The 24956-nt window shown below is 37.0% G+C and carries 25 protein-coding genes; 23 read left to right on the forward strand and 2 right to left on the reverse strand.

Going from position 1 to position 24956, the window contains the following annotated elements; translation table 11 throughout:
- Nucleotides 1-179 precede the first annotated feature (179 nt).
- From gatC to IGL56_RS02510, 7 genes are all read left to right on the forward strand, one after another.
- The gene (gene gatC / locus IGL56_RS02480; RefSeq protein ID WP_002355569.1) at nt 180-485 is read left to right on the forward strand and encodes an Asp-tRNA(Asn)/Glu-tRNA(Gln) amidotransferase subunit GatC; all 306 of its coding nucleotides are present in this window, start codon (nt 180-182) and stop codon (nt 483-485) included.
- Complete coding sequence (gene gatA, locus IGL56_RS02485; RefSeq protein WP_002358701.1) at nt 485-1954, forward strand: Asp-tRNA(Asn)/Glu-tRNA(Gln) amidotransferase subunit GatA; 1470 nt, start codon at nt 485-487, stop codon at nt 1952-1954. Before gatC ends, gatA begins: the two co-directional genes overlap by 1 nt.
- Nucleotides 1954-3384: an Asp-tRNA(Asn)/Glu-tRNA(Gln) amidotransferase subunit GatB gene (gatB, locus tag IGL56_RS02490; RefSeq protein WP_002358703.1), complete on the forward strand. Its 1431-nt coding sequence runs from the start codon at nt 1954-1956 to the stop codon at nt 3382-3384. The genes gatA and gatB overlap by 1 nt, the downstream gene beginning before the upstream one ends.
- An 18-nt stretch (nt 3385-3402) precedes the next feature.
- A complete protein-coding gene (locus IGL56_RS02495; RefSeq protein WP_002355572.1) occupies nt 3403-4491 on the forward strand; it encodes a diacylglycerol kinase in 1089 nt (362 codons plus the stop codon).
- A 199-nt stretch (nt 4492-4690) separates the two neighbouring features.
- Nucleotides 4691-6064: a 23S rRNA (uracil(1939)-C(5))-methyltransferase RlmD gene (gene rlmD, locus IGL56_RS02500; RefSeq protein WP_002381253.1), complete on the forward strand. Its 1374-nt coding sequence runs from the start codon at nt 4691-4693 to the stop codon at nt 6062-6064.
- Nucleotides 6065-6193, forward strand: a complete 129-nt coding sequence (locus IGL56_RS02505; RefSeq protein WP_002355577.1) for a hypothetical protein — start codon at nt 6065-6067, stop codon at nt 6191-6193.
- A 139-nt stretch (nt 6194-6332) separates the two neighbouring features.
- Nucleotides 6333-6650, forward strand: coding sequence for a thioredoxin family protein (locus IGL56_RS02510; protein ID WP_002355583.1), 318 nt, complete (start codon nt 6333-6335; stop codon nt 6648-6650).
- A 42-nt stretch (nt 6651-6692) separates the two neighbouring features.
- On the opposite strand, the gene IGL56_RS02515 is transcribed toward IGL56_RS02510, so the two are convergent.
- Nucleotides 6693-7538 (reverse strand): helix-turn-helix domain-containing protein, encoded by an 846-nt coding sequence (locus IGL56_RS02515; protein WP_002392183.1) that lies wholly within the window; start codon nt 7536-7538, stop codon nt 6693-6695.
- Nucleotides 7539-7936: 398 nt separating this feature from the next.
- Between IGL56_RS02515 and ptcA the strand changes: the two genes are divergently transcribed.
- The 9 genes from ptcA to IGL56_RS02560 all read left to right on the forward strand — a co-directional run bounded on the left by ptcA (nt 7937) and on the right by IGL56_RS02560 (nt 17399).
- Entirely contained in the window at nt 7937-8956 is a 1020-nt protein-coding gene (gene ptcA, locus IGL56_RS02520) for a putrescine carbamoyltransferase (protein WP_002355587.1), read from the forward strand.
- A gap of 66 nt (nt 8957-9022) precedes the next feature.
- Nucleotides 9023-10399 carry an APC family permease gene (locus IGL56_RS02525; RefSeq protein ID WP_002355588.1) on the forward strand — a complete coding sequence of 459 codons (1377 nt, stop codon included), beginning with the start codon at nt 9023-9025 and terminating at the stop codon, nt 10397-10399.
- Nucleotides 10392-11489 carry an agmatine deiminase gene (gene aguA / locus IGL56_RS02530; protein WP_065813894.1) on the forward strand — a complete coding sequence of 366 codons (1098 nt, stop codon included), beginning with the start codon at nt 10392-10394 and terminating at the stop codon, nt 11487-11489. The genes IGL56_RS02525 and aguA overlap by 8 nt, the downstream gene beginning before the upstream one ends.
- 11 nt (nt 11490-11500) lie before the next feature.
- Nucleotides 11501-12430 carry a carbamate kinase gene (gene arcC / locus IGL56_RS02535; protein ID WP_002355590.1) on the forward strand — a complete coding sequence of 310 codons (930 nt, stop codon included), beginning with the start codon at nt 11501-11503 and terminating at the stop codon, nt 12428-12430.
- Nucleotides 12431-12626: 196 nt separating this feature from the next.
- Nucleotides 12627-14213, forward strand: coding sequence for an amidase family protein (locus tag IGL56_RS02540; RefSeq protein WP_002361263.1), 1587 nt, complete (start codon nt 12627-12629; stop codon nt 14211-14213).
- Nucleotides 14214-14767: 554 nt separating this feature from the next.
- On the forward strand, nt 14768-15466 hold the full coding sequence (pnuC, locus tag IGL56_RS02545) for a nicotinamide riboside transporter PnuC (RefSeq protein ID WP_002355593.1): 699 nt from the start codon (nt 14768-14770) through the stop codon (nt 15464-15466).
- Nucleotides 15467-15474: 8 nt separating this feature from the next.
- Nucleotides 15475-16119: a deoxynucleoside kinase gene (locus tag IGL56_RS02550; RefSeq protein ID WP_002355594.1), complete on the forward strand. Its 645-nt coding sequence runs from the start codon at nt 15475-15477 to the stop codon at nt 16117-16119.
- A gap of 349 nt (nt 16120-16468) precedes the next feature.
- On the forward strand, nt 16469-16900 hold the full coding sequence (locus tag IGL56_RS02555; RefSeq protein ID WP_002361265.1) for a hypothetical protein: 432 nt from the start codon (nt 16469-16471) through the stop codon (nt 16898-16900).
- A 112-nt stretch (nt 16901-17012) separates the two neighbouring features.
- Nucleotides 17013-17399 (forward strand): DUF1149 family protein, encoded by a 387-nt coding sequence (locus tag IGL56_RS02560; protein ID WP_002358717.1) that lies wholly within the window; start codon nt 17013-17015, stop codon nt 17397-17399.
- Nucleotides 17400-17445: 46 nt separating this feature from the next.
- Here the strand turns inward: IGL56_RS02560 and IGL56_RS02565 are convergent, their stop codons facing one another.
- Nucleotides 17446-17781: a hypothetical protein gene (locus tag IGL56_RS02565; protein ID WP_002355597.1), complete on the reverse strand. Its 336-nt coding sequence runs from the start codon at nt 17779-17781 to the stop codon at nt 17446-17448.
- 297 nt (nt 17782-18078) lie between these two features.
- Here IGL56_RS02565 and IGL56_RS02570 point away from each other — a divergent pair, with 297 nt between their 5' ends.
- From IGL56_RS02570 to IGL56_RS02600, 7 genes are all read left to right on the forward strand, one after another.
- The gene (locus IGL56_RS02570) at nt 18079-19470 is read left to right on the forward strand and encodes an L-cystine transporter (protein WP_002355598.1); all 1392 of its coding nucleotides are present in this window, start codon (nt 18079-18081) and stop codon (nt 19468-19470) included.
- Between the two features lie 132 nt (nt 19471-19602).
- On the forward strand, nt 19603-19983 hold the full coding sequence (locus IGL56_RS02575; RefSeq protein ID WP_002363195.1) for a VOC family protein: 381 nt from the start codon (nt 19603-19605) through the stop codon (nt 19981-19983).
- A gap of 152 nt (nt 19984-20135) precedes the next feature.
- Complete coding sequence (locus IGL56_RS02580; protein ID WP_002355600.1) at nt 20136-21302, forward strand: serine hydrolase domain-containing protein; 1167 nt, start codon at nt 20136-20138, stop codon at nt 21300-21302.
- Between the two features lie 98 nt (nt 21303-21400).
- The gene (locus IGL56_RS02585) at nt 21401-22111 is read left to right on the forward strand and encodes a DUF1003 domain-containing protein (protein ID WP_002355601.1); all 711 of its coding nucleotides are present in this window, start codon (nt 21401-21403) and stop codon (nt 22109-22111) included.
- Nucleotides 22112-22701: 590 nt separating this feature from the next.
- The gene (locus IGL56_RS02590; protein ID WP_002358723.1) at nt 22702-23652 is read left to right on the forward strand and encodes a rhodanese-related sulfurtransferase; all 951 of its coding nucleotides are present in this window, start codon (nt 22702-22704) and stop codon (nt 23650-23652) included.
- Nucleotides 23653-23831: 179 nt separating this feature from the next.
- Nucleotides 23832-24215, forward strand: a complete 384-nt coding sequence (locus IGL56_RS02595; protein ID WP_002355604.1) for an LPXTG cell wall anchor domain-containing protein — start codon at nt 23832-23834, stop codon at nt 24213-24215.
- The gene (locus tag IGL56_RS02600) at nt 24215-24946 is read left to right on the forward strand and encodes a WxL domain-containing protein (protein WP_002361269.1); all 732 of its coding nucleotides are present in this window, start codon (nt 24215-24217) and stop codon (nt 24944-24946) included. Before IGL56_RS02595 ends, IGL56_RS02600 begins: the two co-directional genes overlap by 1 nt.
- Nucleotides 24947-24956: the final 10 nt, after the last annotated feature.

A 24956-nucleotide genomic window follows, 5' to 3' on the forward strand; every position in this document is an offset into this window, starting at 1 on the left:
CGTCATTTTTGCGAGCGACAAATTATCAATGAAATTCAAGGTTTCATCTAAAATATCCGACCATTTTATGGTAGAATGGGAACAGAGTGAACAGCTGTGCTAAGCTGTTTAAAGAAATACAATCCAATTGATTAATCTGAAAATGAAAATTTCAGTAAATGATAGAAAGAAGGGTATCTATGGCAATTACAGAAGAACAAGTCAAACATGTCGCTAAATTATCAAAATTATCTTTCTCCGAAGAAGAATTAGCGGACTTTACCAATCAACTAGATAAAATTATTGATATGGTGGAATTACTAGAAGAAGTAGATACAACAGGGGTTCCTTTTACTTCAAATGTGAATGAATCAATCAATGTCATGCGTGAAGACGTAGCGACACCAGGAATGGACCGTAAAGAATTAATGCGGAATGTTCCGGAATCAGAGAATGGTTACATTAAAGTGCCTGCAATTATGGATAACGGGGAGGCAGGAGCCTAATGGAAAAATTATACGACAAATCGTTAACAGAGTTACATGATTTATTGGTTTCAAAAGAAATCACTGCAGTTGATTTAACCGAAGAAACATTAAATCGTATTCAAGATACAGAAGAACAACTAGGTTCTTTTATTACAGTTAGTGAAGAAAAAGCAATGGCATTAGCCAAAGCGATTGACTTAAAAGGCATCACTGAAAGTAATCCATTAGCTGGGATTCCAATTGGGATTAAAGACAACATTGTCACAAAAGATATTTTAACAACAGCTGGCTCAAAAATGTTACACAATTTTGACCCAATTTATGATGCGACCGTGATGGATAAAGTCTATCAAGCGGATATGATTCCAGTCGGAAAATTGAACATGGATGAATTTGCCATGGGCGGAAGTACGGAAACGTCTTACTTCAAGAAAACAAAAAATGCTTGGGATCAAACCAAAGTTCCTGGTGGTTCTTCTGGTGGTTCAGCTTCTGCTGTCGCAGCCGGACAAGTCCCAGTTTCTTTAGGGAGCGATACAGGTGGTAGTATCCGCCAACCAGCCGCATTCAACGGTATTGTGGGCCTAAAACCAACTTATGGACGTGTGTCTCGTTTTGGTTTGATTGCTTTTGCTTCAAGTTTAGACCAAATTGGTCCATTGACACGAAATGTTAAAGACAATGCCTTAGCTTTAAACGCAATTAGTGGTTATGACGAAAAAGACGGCACTTCTGCAGGCGTTTCTGTTCCTGATTTTACGGCAGATTTAACTGGCGACATCAAAGGCATGAAAATTGCTTTACCAAAAGAATACTTAGGTGAAGGGGTACAACCTGATGTTCGTGAAGCGGTATTAAAAGCAGCAGAAACATTTAAATCTTTAGGAGCAACGGTGGAAGAAGTTAGTTTGCCACATTCTAAGTACGGCGTAGCGGTTTATTATATTATTGCCTCTTCAGAAGCAAGTTCAAACTTACAACGCTTTGATGGCATTCGTTACGGGTACCGTTCAGACAATGTACAAAACTTAGAAGATGTCTATGTTAATTCACGTTCTGAAGGTTTCGGAACAGAAGTTAAACGTCGGATTATGTTAGGAACCTTCTCTTTAAGTGCTGGTTATTATGATGCGCACTTTAAAAAGGCTGGTCAAGTCCGTACACTAATCAAACAAGATTTTGAGAATGTCTTTGCGGATTATGACTTAATCATTGGCCCATCCACACCAACAGTTGCCTTTGGTCTAGGGGAAAACATCAATGATCCAATCACAATGTATATGAATGATATTTTAACCATTCCTGTCAACTTAGCAGGACTACCAGGCATGTCCATTCCAGCAGGCTTCTCAGAAGGCTTGCCAGTTGGTTTACAAATTATTGGAAAACATTTTGACGAACATACAATGTATAAAGCAGCCTATGCTTTTGAACAAGCGACAGATTTCCATACGAAAAAACCAGTCATTTTAGGGGGGAACGATTAATGAACTTTGAAACTGTCATTGGATTAGAAGTCCACGTAGAATTGAAAACCAACTCTAAAATTTTCTCCTCTGCGCCAGCGCATTTCGGAGCAGAACCAAATAGCAACACAAATGTGGTTGACTGGAGTTACCCAGGTGTTTTGCCTGTCATGAATAAAGGTGCCTTAGAATTTGGTATGAAAGCAGCACTTGCCTTGAACTGTGAAATTTCAAAAGAAACACATTTTGACCGTAAAAACTATTTTTACCCAGATAACCCGAAAGCATACCAAATTTCTCAATTTGATCAACCAATCGGACATGATGGTTGGATTGAAATTGAAGTCGAAGGCAAAAAGAAAAAAATTCGCATTGAACGGGTGCATTTAGAAGAAGATGCTGGGAAAAATATTCACGGCACAGATGGCTATTCTTATGTAGACTTGAATCGTCAAGGTACGCCTTTAATTGAAATCGTTTCTGAAGCAGACATGCGCTCACCAGAAGAAGCGTATGCTTATTTAGAAGCGTTGCGTTCAATTATCCAATTTACAGAAGTTTCTGATGTGAAAATGGAAGAAGGTTCTATGCGTTGTGATGCCAATATTTCTTTACGTCCGTATGGTCAAGAAGAATTTGGTACTAAAGCGGAATTAAAGAATTTGAACTCTATGAACTTTGTAAAAAAAGGTTTAGCTTATGAAGAAAAACGCCAGGCCAAAGTCCTATTATCTGGTGGCGAAATTCAACAAGAAACACGCCGCTTTGATGAAGCAACTAGTACAACGTTGCTTATGCGTGTTAAAGAAGGCTCAAGTGACTACCGTTACTTCCCAGAGCCAGATGTTCCTCGTTTTTCAATTGATGATGAATGGATTGAAAAAGTTCGCGCTAGTTTGCCAGAAATGCCAGCCTCACGTCGTGCCCGTTATATCAGTGAATTAGGGTTACCTGAATACGACGCAATGGTCTTAACTTTAACGAAAGAAATGTCAGATTTCTTTGAAGCAACTTTAGCAAACGGTGCAGATGCGAAACAAGCATCAAACTGGTTAATGGGCGAAGTTTCTGCTTACTTAAACAGTGAAAAAGTTGAATTAGCCGATACTAAACTAACACCAGAAAATCTAGCGGGTATGATTACTTTGATTAACGATGGCACAATCAGCTCGAAAATTGCGAAGAAAGTGTTCAAAGAGTTAATTGAAAACGGTGGAGACGCTAAAGAAGTTGTCGAAGCAAAAGGTTTGGTTCAATTATCTGATCCAGCGCAATTATTACCAATGATTAACGAAGTTTTAGACAACAACCAACAATCAATTGATGACTTTAAAAACGGAAAAGACCGTGCAGTTGGTTTCCTTGTTGGACAAATTATGAAAGCAACTCGTGGACAAGCAAACCCAGGTGTGGTTAACAAGTTATTGCAAGAAGAGCTTTCAAAACGATAAGAAAGTAGCAGGCAAACCATGAAAAAAGCTAGAGTGATTTATAATCCAACGTCAGGAAAAGAGTTAATCAAAAAGAACTTAGCCGATATTTTATCTATTTTAGAAGAATGTGGTTATGAAGCCAGTGCATTTGCGACCACACCAGAAGAAAATTCAGCACGCAATGAAGCACATCGTGCTGCGCGTGCAGGATTTGATTTACTAGTAGCAGCAGGTGGAGATGGGACCATTAATGAAGTCGTGAATGGGATTGCTCCGTTGAAGCGGCGCCCTAAAATGGCCATTATTCCTGCTGGAACGACGAATGACTATGCACGGGCATTGAAGATTCCTCGTGATAATATCGTTAAGGCAGCAGAAGTGATTAAAAAAAATCAAACTGTCAAAATGGATATTGGCCAAGCCGGCAAAAATTACTTTATCAATATTGCGGCGGGTGGTCATTTAACGGAACTGACTTATGAAGTTCCATCAGAGTTGAAAAGTATTTTTGGTTACTTAGCGTACTTAGCGAAAGGAGCCGAAATGTTGCCGCGAGTGAAGCCGATTAAAATGCGCATGACGTATGATGAAGGTGTGTACGAAGGCAACGCATCAATGTTTTTCCTAGGGCTGACTAACTCGGTGGGTGGCTTCGAGCAAATCGTACCAGACGCTAAATTAGATGATGGTAAGTTTTCATTAATCATTGTAAAAACAGCCAATATTTTTGAGATTCTTCATTTAGTTGCGTTAATGTTAAATGGTGGAAAGCATGTTGAAGATCATCGACTAATCTATACAAAGACCAGCTATTTACATGCAGAAACGTTAGAAAAGAACAATAAAATGATGATTAATTTAGATGGTGAATATGGAGGCGATGCTCCAATGACCTTTAAAAATATGCATCAACACATTGAAATTTTTGCAAATGGTGATGCACTGCCGTCCAATGCAATTATGGGTTCTGTCTTAACTGGTAGCGATGAGATTGTCGTAGAATCAGAAGACGAAGAGGAAGAAGCATATAACGAAGCTAGCAAAGAATTTGTCAAAGAAGTTGAACGACTAACAGACGAAGATATTGATGGCGATGGAAAGATTGCCGAAAAAGAAAAGCACTAGGTAGTCCGTGAATAGCTAATGAAAGATTTAGTTGATAAGATCTTTCATTGGCTATTTTTTGACTAAGGGAAAGGGTCTCATTCTTTTATTTACCCAAAAAGCTCAAACGGAATTGCTAAATCGCCATGAAAATTCGTTGTTGCTTTTCTTAGGTATTTTCATTAGAATGAGTGAAGTGTATAAAAAGAAGGAGCGACTTATGAAAAATTATCCAGTAAAGAAAAATGACGTCATTGAAGTAGAAATCATTGACTTGACGCATGAAGGTTTAGGCGTGGCAAAAGTGGACCATTATCCATTGTTTATTGAAAATGCCTTACCAGGTGAAAAACTTGAAATCAAAGTCTTAAAAACAGGCAAAAGTTTTGGTTATGGGAAAGTGTTGACTGTCCTAAAAAGCAGTGAACAGCGTGTGCCCGTGAAAGATGAAAACTTTACAAAAGTCGGGATTAGTCCGTTGCAACATTTAGCGTACGGCGCCCAACTATCATTTAAAACGCAACAAGTCGAAAATGTTATGCAACGTGTCGCTAAATTGCCAGGAGTCCCTGTTTTACCAACAATTGGGATGAATGATCCGTGGCATTACCGGAACAAAGCACAAATTCCCGTGCGTAAAATTGACAACCAATTACAAACAGGTTTTTTCCGGAAAAATAGCCATGATTTAATTCCGATGGAACATTTCTATATTCAAGACCCAGAAATTGATGCAGCAATTGTTAAAATCCGTGACATTATGCGTAAATATAGCGTAAAACCTTATAACGAATCTGATAATACAGGGAACTTACGCCATATTGTCGTTCGTCGTGGCTACCATACTGGGGAGATGATGGTTGTTCTAATTACGAGAACACCGAAATTATTCCCAATTAGTAAAATTGTGCCAGATATTTTGGAAGCTATTCCGGAAGTAGTCAGCATTGTACAAAATGTTAATCCCAAACGAACCAATGTCATTTTTGGCGACGAAACCATCTTATTACATGGGTCTGAAAAAATTACAGATACTATTTTTGATTTGAAATTTGAAATTTCCGCGCGTTCATTTTATCAAGTAAATCCACAACAAACAGAAGTGATGTATCAAAAAGTTAAAGAGTATGCGGCTTTAACAGGCAATGAAATTGTGGTGGATGCCTATTGCGGGATTGGAACGATTGGCTTAACTTTAGCCCAAGATGCAAAGCAAGTTTACGGTATTGAAGTAATTGAAGAAGCGGTCAAAGATGCAGAAAATAATGCTAAATTAAACAACATTGAGAATGCCACTTTCACGGCTGGTTTAGCGGAAGAATTATTGCCAAAATTAGTTGAAAATGGCTTGCAACCAGATGTTGTGGTGGTGGATCCACCACGGAAAGGGTTAGACGGTCAATTAGTAAACACATTAATTGAAACGCAACCTGAACGAATTGTTTATGTCAGCTGTAATCCAGCCACACTCGCTCGCGACATTGCATTATTAACAGAAGGTGGCTATGAAGCAAAAGAAATTCAACCAGTGGATAATTTCCCACAAACGACCCACATTGAATCTGTCACGTTATTAACAAAGGCGGTGGATTAAATGAATGAAAAAGAAAAAATGTTAGAATTAATTAAAAAGAAACAAGGTGGTGGCCGTTCTAAAAAAATGGAAACTCCCAAAAATGATCGTAAAAACATGCGCAAAGGGCCTAAAATTTTTAATAAATAAACGGTTATCAGTAAAAAGTTGCCGCCCATTAATGAAATGGGCGGCAACTTTTTTGTTAAAGCATTCCTAGCCAAACAAATAAGTTGTTATTTTGCTAGTAAATCTGTTATTTTAGACAAAAGACAAGGAGGGCTATTCAGTGGAATATGTAACAACATTAGAAGAATTAGAAGAAAAAATTACAGACAATCGTCTACAAGCCGTCTTTTTGACAGCAAAAAATTGTAGTGTTTGTACAGTTGATAAACCGATTGTCGAAAAAATTGCAACAAAATATGAATTTCCTACATACATTGCAGAAGCTGATAAAAGTCCAGAAATAATTGGACAATTAAATGCTTTTTCTGCACCGACCATTATCTTATACTATGAAGGAAAAGAAATTCATCGCCAAGCTAAAATTATTAACTTTCAAGAAATTGAAAAGAGAGTTCGACAAGTACAAGAAAATAGTTAATCAAAAAGGAAGCCACCGATCACGGAGAGGCTTCCTTTTTAATTATCTCGCTAAATGTTCAGTTTGTTGTTGAGAAAAAAGTTGATAACTGACAAAAACTTCTGCTCTTTTGTTTACTTCTAATTTAACGAAAATATTGTGGATATGTGTTTTTACTGTCCCGATTGATAGGAATAGTTCGTTGGCTATATCTTGATTTGTTTTGCACTCTAAAAGTAACGAAAGCACTTCTCGTTCTCGCTGCGTTAATTGATAGGCATCACAAAAAGGCGCCAAAAGTACGGGTTCATCTGATTGATTTTCTTCCAATTTAGCAGCGTCTTTTTCAAGAACCGACAGAGGAAAATCACGATTACAGAAGTAGATAATGGCGATGGAGAGAATGATTGTATAAATATCTTCAGAAACGTTTCGGTTGTTAATTTTAAAGACAATATCAGAATATTGGTCAATGTTAAAAATAACGAAGGTATCTTCCAAAAGAATCGCCACACCGAAACCAATGCTTAGCCAACCAATAAAACGAAGATATTTTTTCGCAAGGGCTGATAAAGGATCTATTCGTAGTTGATAGAGCGCATAGCATCCAAGGTAAATTAAAAATAGCTGATTGGGTAAATAGTACAACCAAACTTTTAAGGCGGAATTTTGTGAAAATGGAATAGCTAGCATCCATAAACCAATTAAAAATAACCAGACAAATTGATAATTTTTAAAAGGACGACCACTAATAGTATTGATAATAGCCAGATAGGCAAAATTACAACAAATAAAAATGATGGTCTTTAAAAAAGGTGCGGTCATAAAGGTCTGATTATATTCGGTTGCAAACGAATTAATGAACTCAGTCATATAAACAATCACATTGTCACAAATAAAAATAACCATTAAAAAGAGAAGCAATAAAAAAATCGGTTGTTTATTTTTCAAGTAAAGATTTAAGGTAAAGGTTGAAGTAAACGAATATAAAATAATCAACAAGATGTTATAAATAAAAACAAATGTCACGATTGGAAACCCCTTTCATCTTTTATTTTAAGTGAATGATTTTTCAAAATAATTATACCATTTTCAAATCTATGATTGGTCAGAAATTAGAGAGAAATCCGCCTAAACTTTTATAAACCCCTGGTGTACCAACGGTTTATAACCATAAATAAACTTTTTTTAATGAAAAATCACGCCAAAAAAGAAAGCGTTTTCTAACTTTTGGTGGATAGTAAACTCTTCGCTAAACTTGGTAAAGTCAATGTGTAAACAAAAACAACTTTTAGGAGGAACACATCATGAAAAGAGATTACGTTACAACAGAAACATATACGAAAGAGGAAATGCACTATTTAGTCGATTTATCATTAAAAATTAAAGAAGCGATTAAAAATGGGTATTATCCGCAACTGTTAAAAAACAAATCTTTAGGAATGATTTTCCAACAATCTTCAACTCGAACACGAGTATCTTTTGAAACTGCAATGGAACAATTAGGTGGACATGGCGAATATTTAGCACCTGGTCAAATTCAATTAGGGGGACATGAAACGATTGAAGATACCAGCCGTGTATTGTCACGTTTAGTAGATATTTTGATGGCTCGTGTGGAACGTCACCATAGTATTGTTGATTTAGCTAATTGTGCTACCATCCCAGTCATTAACGGTATGTCTGATTACAATCATCCAACCCAAGAATTAGGTGATTTGTGTACCATGGTTGAGCATTTACCAGAAGGCAAAAAATTAGAAGATTGTAAAGTTGTCTTTGTCGGAGATGCGACACAAGTTTGTTTTTCTTTAGGATTAATCACAACAAAAATGGGCATGAATTTTGTTCACTTCGGTCCAGAAGGCTTCCAATTAAATGAAGAGCATCAAGCGAAATTAGCAAAAAATTGTGAAGTTTCAGGCGGTAGCTTTTTGGTCACAGATGATGCAAGTTCTGTTGAAGGCGCTGATTTCTTGTACACGGATGTTTGGTATGGCTTGTACGAAGCGGAATTATCTGAAGAAGAACGTATGAAGGTTTTCTATCCAAAATATCAAGTGAATCAAGAAATGATGGATCGGGCAGGTGCCAATTGTAAATTCATGCACTGTTTACCAGCAACACGTGGGGAAGAAGTAACTGATGAAGTGATTGACGGTAAAAATTCTATTTGTTTCGATGAAGCAGAAAACCGTTTAACATCTATTCGTGGCTTATTAGTATATCTTATGAATGATTATGAAGCAAAAAATCCTTATGATTTAATCAAGCAAGCAGAAGCGAAAAAAGAACTAGAAGTTTTCTTAGACACTCAAAGCATTTAACGGCCAACTGTCCACTGATTGAAAAAATGAATCAGTGGACAGTTTATAAAGAGAGGAAGAGTCTTCATGGAGGGGAAAAAGAAATTTAGTTTAACGAGTGCCATTTTATCAGTCATCTGTGTGGTTTTCGTTGCTGAAGCAGCGGCGCCTGTTGCTGCAATTGGTAATTCTCAGTTTTTTTGGTGGATTTTCTTATTAATTGCATTCCTATTGCCATATGGGTTAATTTCATCAGAATTAGGAACAACTTATATTGGTGAAGGGGGCATCTATGATTGGGTGACCAAAGCATATGGTCATCGTTGGGGTGCCAGAGTTTCTTGGTATTATTGGATTAATTATCCATTGTGGCTAGCTTCATTAGCCGTTATGACGCCAGAACTATTAACGACAATTACAGGTATTAAGTTTTCAACACCGATGATGATTATTGTTGAATTAATTTTTACTTGGATTGTGGTTTGGATTAGTTTTTATCCAGTCAGCGACAGTATCTGGATTCTAAATGGAGCTGCCGTAATCAAGATGGTTTTAGCTGTCTTAATTGGTGGGCTAGGATTGTATGTAGCCTTGACGAAAGGTGTTGCCAATGAATTTACCTTGAAATCAATGCTACCAACGTTTGACTTAAGGAGTTTATCTTTTATTTCTGTAATCATTTTTAATTTGTTAGGGTTTGAAGTCATCTGTACGTTTGCAGATGATATGGAAAATCCTAAGAAGCAAATTCCACAAGCTATTGTAGCAGCGGGGTTAGTCATTGCGGCCATTTATATTTTTTCAGCCTTTGGAATTGGGGTAGCGATTCCCACCGATCAAATTAGTACCGGCAGTGGTATGATGGATAGCTTTAAACTATTGACAGGCTCGACAGAAGGTTGGTTCATTATGTTGATGGCTTTCCTATTCCTTCTTACGTTGTTCGGAAACATGATTTCTTGGTCATTAGGAGTCAATAATACAGCTTGTTATGCTGCTGAAAATGGTGACATGCCTAAATTTTTTGAAAAACGTAGTAAGAAAAATGACATGCCAATTGGGGCTGCTTTGATGAATGGCATTGTGGCATCGGTGGTCATTGTATTAGCACCAATTTTACCTAATCAAGATTTATTCTGGGCCTTTTTCTCCTTGAATGTCGTCCTATTCTTGTTATCGTATATCCCAGTTTTCCCAGCTTTTTATAAGCTTAGAAAAATTGATCCCGATACACCACGTCCGTTTAAAGTTAACGGAAAACCAGGATTTTTAAAAGTTTTAGTGGTTTTACCAATGATTATGATTATTATTTCACTGATTTTCACAGCAGTGCCTTTAGATTTTAGTCCCGCAGCATTAAATGAAAAATTACCAATCACAATTGGGGCAATCATTTTTATTCTGTTTGGTGAAGTAATTATTTACGTGAAAAAAATTAAGAAGGGAACGAAAGAAAATGGCTAAACGAATTGTAGGAAGTACCCCTAAACAAGATGGCTTTAGAATGCCAGGAGAATTTGAACCACAAGAGAAAGTTTGGATGATTTGGCCAGAAAGACCGGATAATTGGCGTGATGGTGGTAAACTTGTCCAAGAAGCTTTTACTAATGTGGCCAAAGCAATTAGTCAATTTACACCGATGAATGTGGTGGTTTCTCAACAACAATTTCAAAATTGCCGTCGCCAATTGCCGCCAGAAATTACGGTTTACGAAATGTCAAACAATGATGCCTGGGTTCGTGATTGTGGACCATCATTTGTCATTAACGACCATGGAGAAATCCGTGGTGTGGATTGGACATTCAATGCTTGGGGGGGATTAGTAGATGGTTTATATTTCCCTTGGGACCAAGACGATTTGGTTGCACAAAAAATTTGTGAAATTGAGCATGTAGATTCTTATCGTACAGATGATTTTGTTTTAGAAGGCGGTTCATTCCACGTAGATGGACAAGGAACAGTCTTGACTACAGAAATGTGCTTATTAAGTGAAGGTCGAAATCCACAACTTTCAAAAGAAGCAATCGAACAAAAATTATGCGACTATTTAAATGTTGAAAAAGTTCTTTGGCTAGGTGATGGAATTGACCCAGAAGAAACCAATGGTCATGTGGATGATGTAGCTTGTTTTATTGCACCTGGTGAAGTGGCTTGTATTTACACCGAAGATCAAAATAGCCCATTTTATGAAGCGGCACAAGATGCGTATCAACGTTTGCTTAAAATGACTGATGCTAAAGGACGCCAATTAAAAGTCCACAAATTATGCTGTCCTGTCAAAAATGTAACCATTAAAGGCTCCTTCAAAATTGATTTCGTGGAAGGAACCATGCCACGAGAAGATGGCGATATTTGTATCGCATCCTATATGAACTTTTTAATTACAAATGATGGCGTGATTGTGCCACAGTATGGTGATGAAAATGATCGTTTGGCTTTAGAGCAAGTTCAAACGATGTTCCCAGATAAAAAAATTGTCGGCGTTAATACGGTAGAAGTTGTTTATGGGGGCGGCAATATTCACTGTATCACACAACAAGAACCAAAGCGCTAGGAGGGAAACAGATGTCAAAAATAGTGATTGCATTAGGTGGAAATGCGTTAGGAAATTCTTCGAAAGAACAATTGGCAAAAGCACAAACCGCTGCAAAATCCATTGTTGATTTAATTGAACAAGGCCATCAAGTGGTGATTGCTCATGGCAACGGGCCACAAGTTGGCAAAATTCGCTTAGCTTTTGAGGAAACGAGTCAATCTCCAGAAGATGTCGTGCCGTTTCCTGAATGCACAGCAATGAGCCAAGGCTATATTGGCTATCATTTACAACAAGCAATTGATGAAGAACTAGTAGCCAGAAATTTAGGGGAACAACCAGTTGTTACGTTAATTACACAAGTCGTGGTGGATCCAAAAGACCCAGCGTTTACAAAACCAACAAAACCAATTGGTGGTTATTATGACGAAGAAACAGCCAAACAGTTGATGGCGGAAACTGGGAACGTCTATCAAGAAGATGCGGGTCGAGGCTGGCGACGGGTAGTTCCTTCACCAAAACCAGTTGATATTTACGAAAAAGTTAGCTTGCGAACACTTGTTGATGCAGGACAGATCGTAATTGCTTGTGGTGGTGGCGGGGTTCCTATTGCCTATGATGGTCCAGTCTATCATGGTGTAGATGCAGTCATTGATAAAGACTTTGCGGCAGCAAAAATGGCTGAACTCATTGAAGCAGATGTTTTTGTGGTATTAACTGCAGTGGAACATGTTTTTGTTAACTTTGGTCAAGCAAATCAACAAGCTTTGACCGATGTTACGGTTACGGCAATGCAACAATATATAGAAGAAAATCAATTTGCGCCAGGTAGTATGTTACCTAAGGTAGAAGCGGCCATCAGTTTTGCAGAAAGTAAACCAAACCGCCAGGCGATTATCGGGCTTTTAGAATTAGCTTCGGAAGCAATCAAAGGAGAAAGTGGTACACGAATTACACAATAAATTCTCAGTATTTAACTTTCACAAAAGACTAAAACAAACGCATTTAGCGGACTATCTTAATCGTTAGAGAGTAGGACATCGGTCGTTTTGACGGATGTCCTACTCTCTATTTTGTCTTTTTAACGAACAAAACTGTTAGTTGTCATGCAAAAATAAACATAGTAAGATAATCTTTAAATGGTATAGGAGGATAAAAATGTCTAAATTTTTAAAAGTAATCGGAATAATTGCTGTTTTGTTAGTCATAATAGGCGCTGCAGCGTATTGGTTTATACTCAAAAAGTTCACTCCTGAGGCAGAAACCCCAGCAATGTACAATCAAGAGAGAATCGTTAAAACGATTGAAGACCAATTAAAAGAAACAGATGTACAAAAAGCTCGGACCAAAGCACCGTTGATTATTGAAAAAAATATCACTGAATTACAGCAAGCGATTGCCGAAGGAACATTGACCTATGAAGAACTTACGGCGTTTTATTTGGACCGTATTTTACAGTTCGATCAAATAGATAATGGCATGAACAGCATCTCTGAAATCAATCCGCAAGCAATTAAGGAAGCCAAGGCATTTGACCAGCAAGCCTCTCAAACACCGAAGAAGCCTTTGTATGGTATTCCTGTGACTTTGAAAGAAAATATAAATACGACCAACATGATTTCGAGTGCAGGAGCTTATGCCTTACGCACGTTCAAGCCTAAGGAAGATGCGGAAGTAGTTAAGAAGTTAACAGAGGCGCAAGCTTTGATTTTAGGAAAAGTAAACTTATCTGAACTAGCGAATTATATGTCAATGAAAGCACCAAGTGGCTATAGTTCCAAACATGGACAAACACTTAATCCTTATGGGCCGCTCAAAATAACACCTTCAGGTTCAAGTTCTGGGAGTGGGGCTAGTGTGACGATGAATATCGGCGCCTTCTCTTTAGGCACTGAGACGATGGGATCGATTGTTTCCCCCGCTTCTCATCAATCAGTGGTTGGTTTTAAACCGACCCACAGTTCAGTAAGTGGCGAAGGTGTTTTGCCATTGGCACCGTCATTAGATACAGTTGGCCCGATTGCCCGAAGTGTCGTTGATGCTGCGCAAGGCTATAATGCGTTTAAGAAAGACACGGTTCCGAGCATTGATTCAACGAAATTTACTAAAAATAACTTACAAGGTCAACGCATTGGGTTGCTAGAAATGCCAAGTGCTGAAGAAGAATTTGCGACTGCTAAAAAGGCCCTCCAAAAAGCTGGAGCAGAAGTGATTCCGGTAACGCCAGACATGGAAGGGATTGATGGCGGGAAAGTTATTTCCAATGAATTTAAGTTTGCATTGGAAGAATTTGCGAAACGTTATGACTTACCATTTAAAACACTGGAGGAACTAATTGCGTATAATCAACAAGATAAAAAGGTTCGTGCCAAGTATGGGCAAGATTTATTAGAAGCAGATGTTAAAAAGAAACAACCAGATAAAGAAATCATTCAAACAACCATTAAAAAAGCACAGCAAACGTTTGATGCGTTGCTAAAAAAACAACAATTAGACGGATATGCTTTTATTGATTCTGAAGGTACGGGTTTAAGTGCCGTGGCAGGATATCCTGAATTGACGGTTCCTTTGGCGAAAAACAGTGAAGGACAACCTTATGGGCTGACTTTTACACAAACTGCCAATAATGAGCAAACGTTATTTGAGCAAGCTTACAGCTTTGAACAAAGTACCAAAGGACGGATAGTACTTTCAGACAACGAGCTGTTGGCAAACAGTAAAAAAATAAATAGAGATGAGCAGTAAAGGGAAACTAGGAATGGCGAAATATCTGTATCAAACCTAATAAAGATAATCGACCTACAAATGAAAGGAATTGTTTGTAGGTCGATTATTTAGGTGAGTCGTTTTTTTTGCTTTTTTAGGCGAATGTTTTCATGTAATAAGTTAATAAGTGGCCAGATTCGAGAAATAAGGCCGTCAATTTTTAAGCATTTCAATAAAAAGAGTGAACGATGGCTGTGTTTGAAGCATAAATATGTACGATTGCTTCCGCTTTCGCAACATTAATTTGGAGCGCTACCGTCGTAAAGGGTTCTGCCGCAGGAATCATTAGATGGAAACAAATCCATGAATACATAGAAGATTAAAGCAAGATGAAGAAAATATTGTGGCAATAAAGGATACCAGAAAGCTTACGAAATAACTATATGTAGTGTGTTTTTATTTTTTTGATCAATATATAGTATTAAAATCTTCTTTTTATTCCGAAATCTGATTGACTTGTTTTTTAAAACGGAGTACTCTTATTGAGACGTCAACAGAGAAAAGTTTGGTTTTAGGAAGGTCGGAAATTTGTTGTGAATAAGAATTTTTTGGTGAATGATTTTAAAGGTTGGGAAACGAGAAGTTACTTGTTTTTAGCTTTGATGGTGGGGGTACAGTTGATTGCATTTGCTATCAATCCATCGAATTGGATTACGTTAGTAGGTGGTTTAGCCGGCATCATTTGTGTGAATTTAATTGCCCAAGGAAAAGTCAGCAATTACATTTTTGGATTAATCAGTGCAGTGATTATTGGCTATTTTGGGTTAGTGACACGGGTATATGCGGAAGTTCTTTTACAAAGCTTCTATATTATTATGGACATTACAGGGCTCTATGCTTGGCTTCGTGCTAGCGAGGATGGCTCGGGTCAAGTAACCGAAGTAAAAGTTTTAAAAGGTATTCAGTGGTTGTATGCTTTTTTCACGTGGCTGCTCATTGGCGTGGCTGCATATATTTTGTTAGGTTTTGTAAATGATGCGCAACAAACATTAGATGCAATCACGTTCAGTGTTTCAGCGACAGGGATGTTATTGATGATTAAACGTTATCAATCGCAATTCGTGTTTTGGCTACTAGGAAATATTTTTTCAATTTTGTTATGGTTCCGAGCAGGGACGCACGCTGGTGGTGATTATGCGATATTTGTTATGTATTGTATGTATACTTTTAACTCAATTTTTGGTATGTTTAATTGGTTGAAGATAAAAAATAAAATGGAAAAAAATAGGTAGGGAGTTCGATGGCAGTGATTGTTTTAGCAGGTACGATTGGCGCTGGTAAATCTAGTTTAACAGCTTTAATTGCAAACCGTTTAGGTTCAGAAGCCTTTTACGAATCAGTTGATGATAATGAGGTATTACCTTTATTTTATGCGGAACCGGAAAAGTACGCGTTTTTATTACAAATTTATTTTTTAAATAAACGTTTTGATAGTATTAAACAAGCATTAACGCATGAAAATAATGTATTGGATCGCTCGATTTATGAAGATTCATTACTTTTTCATTTAAATGCAGATTTAGGTCGTGCCAACGAAACAGAGGTCAAAGTGTACGATGACTTATTACAAAATATGCTCCAAGAATTGCCTTATGCTGCGCATAAAAAAAGACCTGATTTGTTAGTTCACATTCGTATTTCATTTCCCAAAATGTTGGAACGCATCAAAAAACGTGGCCGTCCTTATGAACAAATTGAGACAGATCCAACGTTGTATGATTACTATCAAATGTTGAACGAGCGTTATGATCAATGGTATGAAGACTATGATGAAAGTCCTAAAATTCAAATTGATGGCGATAAATATGATTTTGTCGAAGATCCTGAAGCGTGTCAATATGTCTTGGCGTTAATTGAGAAGAAAATTGAAGAATTAGAAAGATAAATAAAAAGAAGCAAGTCCGGACTTGCTTCTTTTTGACTTAAAATGTGGATAGATAGGCTAAAGTTGCTACTAAATAAAGGAGTGTAGTGCTAAATTATAGAATCGGATTTTAACCTTCCCCTAAGTTAAAATCGGATAATCTATCCATCGACAGTTTAAGTTTGTATAAAATAGCGGTAGCTATTATCAACGAAGTCATTCATCGGTTGACCTGACTTCTCTAGAAGTATACCATCGAAAATAACCAACAGTTGTTCAAAATTTGGACTTAGTAAGTGTAAATTTTGATTGAAAGTTTCTGCAAATCAATCATTTATTCAAAAAATAATGCTCGAAAGAAGGAAGATAAATGAGCCAAATTTGGTTTGAACGCATTCTACGTTGGCGCAAAAAAGCGCAACGATTTTTACAAGGACGTTATGCCCGGTTCGATGAATTGAATCGAACGCTGTTGCTAACAAGTGTCGTGCTGGCGCTCATCAATATTTTTACTGGCTATCTTTGGGTTCGGTTATTGATTTTAATCACAGTCGCCTACGTGTATTATCGCTTTTTTTCAAAACATATTCACCCGCGATTGAATGAAAATCAACGGTTTATTCTTCGAAAACAACGCCTAATGCAAAAGGTTCATGCTTTTCGCAAGCGACACCTGACTCAGAAAGAGTATCGTTATTTTAAATGTCCAAAATGTCAGCAGTCATTACGTGCGCCGAAAGGACGAGGAACAATCAAAGTCACTTGTTCAAACTGCCAAAATCAATTTATCAAAAAAGTCTGACCTTCTGTGTTTTTTGGTCTAGGCAACTTTCGGACTTGTGGTATACTTGAGAAAAGAAACCATTGGATATTCTAAAAGGGGAATATCTTGTTAAAAAAGGAGAGAAAAAACAATGGAAATTAAACGCCAACAAGAAATTGTTGAAGCGTATCACTATGATATGCGAGTACCTGATTCAGAAGTAGAGACAGATTTACGTGTCAGTTTTTCACCAATTGAAGTAGAAGAAGAAAATTATCCAGAAAATAGCTCAGCACTTGTTGCTCGCTTAGAATTTCGAATTGTCTTTGACGAATTTGTTTTATCAGGGGCGATTAGCCAAATTAATCACATTATTGATCGTAAAATTGAAAAACAAGAAGATATTTCGCAAGAAGAAGTCGATGAACTTGTGCGTCCTTTATTTAGCATCGTCGAACGTTTATCTTATGAAGTAACTGAAATTGCTCTGGATCGTCCAGGTGTTCAATTGAATTTTCAACAATCAGAAGAAGCGTAACCTTTAAAAACAGCGTTTATAACGGATTCCGTTACAAACGTTGTTTTTATTCTTGTGAAGATTTAGCAACCAAAGCTTTTTTAAACTGTTCATAATTTTTTGTAGCGATATCCACATAAGCAATCGGCTGACCAACTTTGGTGATTTTTTCGGGAAGATAGGGAGCGAGCATTTCATTGTACAAAATGAACGCAGCTTCTGGTACTTCCTCTGAAAGAACATCATAACTGATAAAGTCAATTTCATAGGTTGGTTGAAAAAAGGCTTTGATGTTTTGCTGCTCTTTGTTTGAAAAGAGCCAAGGACCTCCATTTGCAGGGCTCCCAACATACAACATTGCTCCATCACGGTTGACAGAAAGGATCCAACAAATTTTTTGCATACGCTTACACCTCCTAGAACTAAGTATACCACGTCAGCTTAAAAGAAAGAGGACAAAAAACAAATTATTTTTACAGTGACTAGTAAAACAACGCTTGGTGATAGTTTTAAACTATCACAACGGTTATTTTCTATCAAAAAGTAAGCAAATTATCCCACTATTTGCTATAAAATAAGGTACAATAGAACTATCACTGGAAACAGTTTGCTGTTTTCAGGGTATTTACTGGAGAGTGAGTACCGGGAACCTTTACTTCCTTTGATGTACTTGTCATTAAAAACATAGGGAGGAACTAAAATGACAACATTCATCACTGTATTAGTGATCCTTGCATTTATTGCTGTGTTATTCGGTTTCTACCAAATGCAAAAGAAACATTTAAAATTCTCAACACGTGTCTTTTCAGCATTGGGCGTGGGGATTGTTTTAGGTGCAATTATTCAATTTGCTTTTGGTACAGACAGTAAAATTACTACGCAATCAATGGAATGGATCGGGATTGTAGGTAATGGTTATGTAGCGTTTCTACAAATGCTCGTAATTCCGTTAGTATTTGTATCTATCGTAGGTGCATTTACAAAAATGAAAGAATCCAATAAATTAGGAAAAATTAGCTTTAATGTGTTAGCCACCTTACTAGGAACAACAGCAGTAGCTGCCTTGGTGGGGATTGGAACAACCTTAGCGTTTGGCCTTCAAGGGGCAAAATTCACGCAAGGTGCTGCAGAAACGTCAAGAATTGCCGAGTTAGCGACGCGTCAAGATGCGATTCAAGATTTGACGATTCCCCAACAAATCGTTTCATTCATTCCTAAAAATGTCTTTGCTGACTTTGCGGGCACACGACCAATGAGTACCATTGGGGTGGTAATCTTTGCTGCGTTTGTTGGTGTCGCTTATTTAGGCGTTCGTCGTAAAGCGCCAAAAGAAGCTGAATTTTTTGCAAATTTAATTGATAGTTTATATAAAATTACCATGCGAATTGTTACCTTAGTTTTACGCTTGACCCCTTATGGCGTGTTAGCGTTAATGATTAATGTTGTAGCAACAAGTGATTTTGTTGCGATTATTAACTTAGGTAAATTTGTGTTGGCATCGTATGTGGCCTTAATTATTGTTTTTGCCATTCACATGTTGATTTTAATTACTTTAAAAGTCAACCCAGTTACGTATCTAAAAAAAGTTTTTCCAGTCTTGAGCTTTGCTTTTACTTCTCGTTCAAGTGCAGGCGCTTTACCATTAAATATTGAAACACAAACCAAAGCATTAGGTGTCGATGATGCCACAGCAAACTTTGCTGGTAGTTTCGGTTTATCTATTGGACAAAATGGTTGTGCCGGCGTTTATCCAGCTATGTTAGCAACCATCGTTGCACCAACTGTTGGAATTGATGTCTTTAGTTTACAATTTATTTTAATGTTAGTAGCAGTTGTCACAATCAGTTCATTTGGCGTAGCCGGTGTCGGCGGCGGAGCAACCTTTGCTTCTCTAATCGTTTTAGGCGCAATGAACTTACCAGTTGCAATTGTTGGTTTAGTAATTTCAGTTGAACCACTTATTGACATGGCGCGGACAGCTGTTAACGTTAACGATAGTATGGTTGCAGGCGTGTTAACAAGTGCTCGTATTCATGAATTAGATCGTGATGTCTTAAATGATCGCGACGTTGTCTTAGATGCAAATATCTAAATCAATAAAACGAAAAGTGTTTGAGCAATGTCTTGCTCAAACACTTTTTTTGAATTTTAAGCGAAAGTGCAGTAATTATTTAAAAGAACGTATATAATAAGTTGTTAACTAAATTCAAAAGGACGTGAAGGAATGTTTTCAAACCAAGTAAAGATTATGTTATATGTGAATAATGTTGAGGAATCTAGTCAATTTTGGCAAACGTTTGGCTTTGTTGAAAAGGAAAGAGAGGAAGTTGACGGTACATTGGTGGTAGAAATTGCACCAAGTGAATCGGCAGAGACGATTATTGTTTTATATGATTTGGCCTTTATTCAAAAACATTCACCAGAAGTGGCGGGGAATACCCCTTCTCTAATGTTTGCTAGCGATGATATCATTGGTCTCTATAAAAAAATGCAAGAGGCTGGGGTTACTGTCGGTGAAATGGTTCAATTGCCAACAGGCTTAGTTTTTAATTTTGCAGATAACGATGATAATTACTTTGCTGTGATGGGGCAAGAAAGTAAATAAAAAACAGCTTGGCACCAGAATCAATCTAGATTCCGGTGCCAAGCTGTTTTTTATAAAAGTTGAAAGTTTTATAAATTTTACTGAAATCTGTAATTTTCATGAAAATATAGCGTATGATAATGCTGTTAATAGAATAGGCGGAGGTAAGCAGTATGCGTAAACGACATGCAAAGAAAAGACATGGAGGAGTGAATTGGCTTTTTATAGTATGTTTGTTGGTGGTGATTGGTGGTAGTGGTTATTTAATAAAAACGTTCTTTTTCACTAGAGATTCACAAGTTAGTCAAGAATCGAAAGTGGTCTTGGAAGAAGATCGCCGAAGTGATAATTATGCGAATTTAACGAAAGAAATAGTTGCACCAGATAGTGGCGAACTTGATCAAAAAATTCAAGAAACAAATTATATTGGTTCGGCTTTGATCATTAAAGATGATCAGGTTTTAGTAAATAAAGGATATGGCTTTGCCAATTTTGAAAAGCAACAAGCCAATACGCCAAACACAAGGTTTCAGATTGGCTCAATTCAAAAATCTTTTACCACAACCTTGATCTTAAAAGCGATTGAAGAAGGTAAACTTACATTAGATACAAAACTCGCTACGTTTTATCCGCAAATTCAAGGTGCTGAGGATATTACGATTAGCGATATGTTGAATATGACAAGCGGTTTAAAGTTATCAGCAATGCCTAATAATATCGTTACCGATGAAGAAATTATTCAATTTGTTAAACAAAATACCATTCAAGTCAATAAAGGAAAATACAATTATTCCCCAGTAAATTTTGTCCTTTTAGCAGGAATGTTAGAGAAAATGTATCAACGTACCTATCAAGAATTATTTAATAATCTTTATCACAAAACGGCTGGTTTAAAGAATTTTGGCTTCTATGAAACCTTATTGGAACAACCCAATAATTCAACAAGTTATAAATGGACAGAAGACAATTCGTATAATCAAGTGCTCTCAATTCCCGCAGCTAGTTTTGCCCATGAATTTGGAACTGGGAATGTGGATATGACGACAGGTGATTTGTATTGGTACTTACATCAATTAATGAGTGGACACTTAGTTTCCACCGCACTTTTGCAAAAATTATGGACGTCTTCTCAGCAAAGTTCTTATCATGGCGGCATCTATGTTCATGATAATTATTTACGCTTACACGGCGTTGAAGCGGGTCAACAAGCCCTGGTTTTATTTTCAAAAGATATGAAAACCGGGGTCATATTGCTAACTAATTGTGTGAATCCAGCGAAATACAAAGAATTAATTGGTTCGTTGTTCCATGATGTAACCAATTTAACTGTTAAATTTTAAAGCAGAAGCAACAACGATCACTCCAAGGCCTTTTTAGGTTTCTTCTGAGAGACTTTATATTAAAATAAAGGGAAGAACGATCAAAGGGAGTGACGAAGATGAAGCAATCAAAAAATAAACAAGTTGTTATTGGTGAATCAACGAAAAAAAACATTTATCTTCAAGATATAGAACAGGAAACGCAAGCTTTTATTCTCCAAAACAATCCACAATTGACAGCTGAATCGATGATTACATTGGCGGAGTTACTTAATTATCGTTTGGATTACATGAAACAATTGGTCGCAAATGATTCTGAAAAAATCCAACAACTGAATGAATTGGTGGTTCAACATATCAAAGAAGATAAGCTGATTTCCAATAATATGAATGAAAAGATGGAAAAGAAATTAACCTTTGGCCAACGAGCAGCGGATACCATTGCTAAATTTGGCGGTAGCTGGGTGTTTATTGGCTTCTTTTGCTTCGTGTTGATTGCTTGGATCGTGATTAACTCTACCACTTTATTGGGACAACCATTTGACAAATATCCTTATATTTTGCTAAATCTCGCCTTATCTTGTTTAGCAGCTATCCAAGCACCGATTATTATGATGAGTCAAAACAGACAAGAAGCCCGTGACAGAGAACAAGCGAATAATGATTATAAAATTAACTTAAAAGCAGAAGTAGAAATTAATTTATTACATGAGAAAATGGATTATATTATCAATAATCAACTAGAAAATTTGGTAAAAATCCAAAATATTCAAATTGAACTTTTAGGTGAATTGCAAGAACAACTCGCCGCGACTTCTGAAAAGGAGTAGTATATAGAAGAGGTCGGGACAGAACCGTTTAGCTCCGAGAACCAAGTAGGTACTGATTAACATCTATTTGCTTTGCAAATAGTGTTTCTCAGCAATAAGAAGAAATTTCCGAAAATTGTCATAAAACACAACGAGGAACGAGTTGATGTTGCATGATACCTACCCGGTGTTCTTTAATTTTTGGAGACCAAGTAGGTATTGTTCATCATCGAATCACTACGTTCTTCGTGATTCTCAACACTTGGAAGGATTAAGATACGCCGAACACTTGTGTGAGAAAGTCAATTTCGGCTTATTTCCGAAGGACCTTCACCAAGTAGGTACGATGATTTCATCTGTTCATGCTTCACAGTGAAACATCGCAACTCTTAGAGCTGTAGCTCTTTTGAAGGGTGTACTGTGACGAGACGCATGTCGAGAAAACACCTTAGAAGTTGTTGAGATCGGAGCAACGCGTAGTGTTGGTTCTGTTCCCGCCGTTTATCAGGCTTTTTTTATTGTGTGTAAATACACAAGCAAAATAATCGCTTTCCCTTTTTTATTCACCGTATAATGGGATAGAATGACTTTATACAAAAGGGGAAAACAAGATGAAATACCAAGTATTACTTTATTACAAATATACAACAATTGAAGATCCAGAAGCTTTTGCGAAAGAGCATCTAGCTTTTTGCAAATCATTAAATTTAAAAGGCCGTATTTTAGTAGCGACAGAAGGGATTAACGGAACGTTATCTGGTACTGTCGAAGAAACAGAAAAGTACATGGAAGCAATGCAAGCAGATGAGCGCTTTAAGGATACATTCTTTAAAATTGATCCAGCAGAAGAAATGGCGTTCCGCAAAATGTTTGTTCGCCCACGTTCTGAATTAGTGGCGTTGAACTTAGAAGAAGACGTTGATCCATTAGAAACGACGGGGAAATATTTGGAACCTGCAGAATTTAAAGAAGCCTTATTAGACGAAGACACTGTTGTAATCGATGCTCGTAACGATTATGAATATGATTTAGGTCATTTCCGTGGTGCCGTGCGCCCAGATATCCGTAGCTTCCGTGAGTTACCACAATGGATTCGCGAGAACAAAGAACAATTTATGGATAAAAAAATTGTTACCTATTGTACTGGCGGGATTCGCTGTGAAAAATTTTCTGGCTGGTTATTAAAAGAAGGATTTGAAGATGTTGCTCAATTGCATGGTGGTATCGCCAACTATGGAAAAAATCCAGAAACACGTGGCGAACTTTGGGATGGCAAAATGTATGTCTTTGATGACCGAATCAGTGTCGAAATTAATCACGTTGATAAAAAAGTTATTGGGAAAGATTGGTTTGATGGAACACCTTGCGAACGCTATATTAACTGTGCAAACCCAGAATGTAATCGTCAAATCTTAACTTCAGAAGAAAATGAACATAAACATTTAGGCGGCTGCTCATTAGAATGTAGCCAGCATCCTGCCAACCGTTATGTAAAAAAATATAATTTAACAGAAGCAGAAGTTGCTGAACGTTTAGCTTTGTTAGAAGCGGTTGAAGTATAAAAATAATAAAAAAATAAACAAAAAAACTTCGAAAATTATTTTTCGAAGTTTTTTTTGTTTATTTTTTTGTCTTTAAAAGTGTTGATTTTAAAGCTTTCTTAGCTGAAACCATTTTATTTTTTAAAAGCGTCTGAAAAAAATAAAAATATCTAATAAATATTTCTTTTATATAATGTTTATTGGCTGGGCCAGTCAATGTTGAAAATGGGGAAGGAGGAATTCAGATGAAAATCATAAAAAGGTTTAGTTTGGTATGTTTAGGGCTATTGATCATTGGGTTGCAAACAAAAAGCGTTATGGCTGAAGAAAATAATTATGAATCAAATGGTCAAGCGAGCTTCTATGGTACCTACGTTTATGAGAATGAAAAAGAGTCAAATGACGTAGCGTATACCCAACAATCAGAAGAACAGGGAAGAAATAATTTAGCTGCTTCTGGACAAGCAGTTTTACCTAAAACAGGCGAGTCTGAAAATCCGCTGTATTCCTTGATAGGAGTTAGTTTGTTGGGGGTAGTCATTTATTTAATTAATAAAATGAAACGAGAGAAGGAGCTTATTTAATGAAAAAAACTGTTTTACTTACATCGGCAACCATACTTTTAGGCGTAGGGTTTCAAGCAATAAACGCATCAGCAGCAGAAACTTTTCCGAAAGAATACAATACGGAAGGCACAATTACTTTTGAAGCAGGCGATAACGAAATCACACCGCCAGTTGATCCAGAAAATCCCGATCCTACTGATCCAGTAGACCCAATTGATCCTCCAGGGCCAGGAACGGGTGGTGCCTTATCAATTGATTATGGGTCAAAATTTAAATTTGGCACACAAAAGATTTCTACGGCAGATCAAACGTATTATGCTGCGCCAGATGAAATGAAAGATGGTTCAAAAAAACCAACCTATGTACAAGTAACTGATAAAAGAGGAACGTTAGCAGGATGGAAACTAACGCTTTCCCAACCTGAACAATTTAAAACAGCTACTGGAGAGGAACTAGTCGGCGCTCAATTAACGTTTACAAAGGCAGAAGCTGCCTCAATGGTGGATGAAAAATATAAACCTACTGAAGTCAGTAGTACTATTTCCCTAACACCTGGTGTAAATAATAATCTAGCGATGAACGCTAAAAAAGAAACAGGTGTTGGGACTTGGGTTTATCGCTTTGGTTCAAATGAAGCAACAAATAAAGAAGCTGTCCAACTATTCGTTCCCGGAAAATCTGTAAAGCTTGCACAACAATATTCAACGAAGTTAGTTTGGGCATTAGAAGATACGCCCGCTAATAATTAAATAAAGGAGA

Source organism: Enterococcus sp. DIV1316a (assembly GCF_050536915.1).
Classification (GTDB): domain Bacteria; phylum Bacillota; class Bacilli; order Lactobacillales; family Enterococcaceae; genus Enterococcus; species Enterococcus faecalis.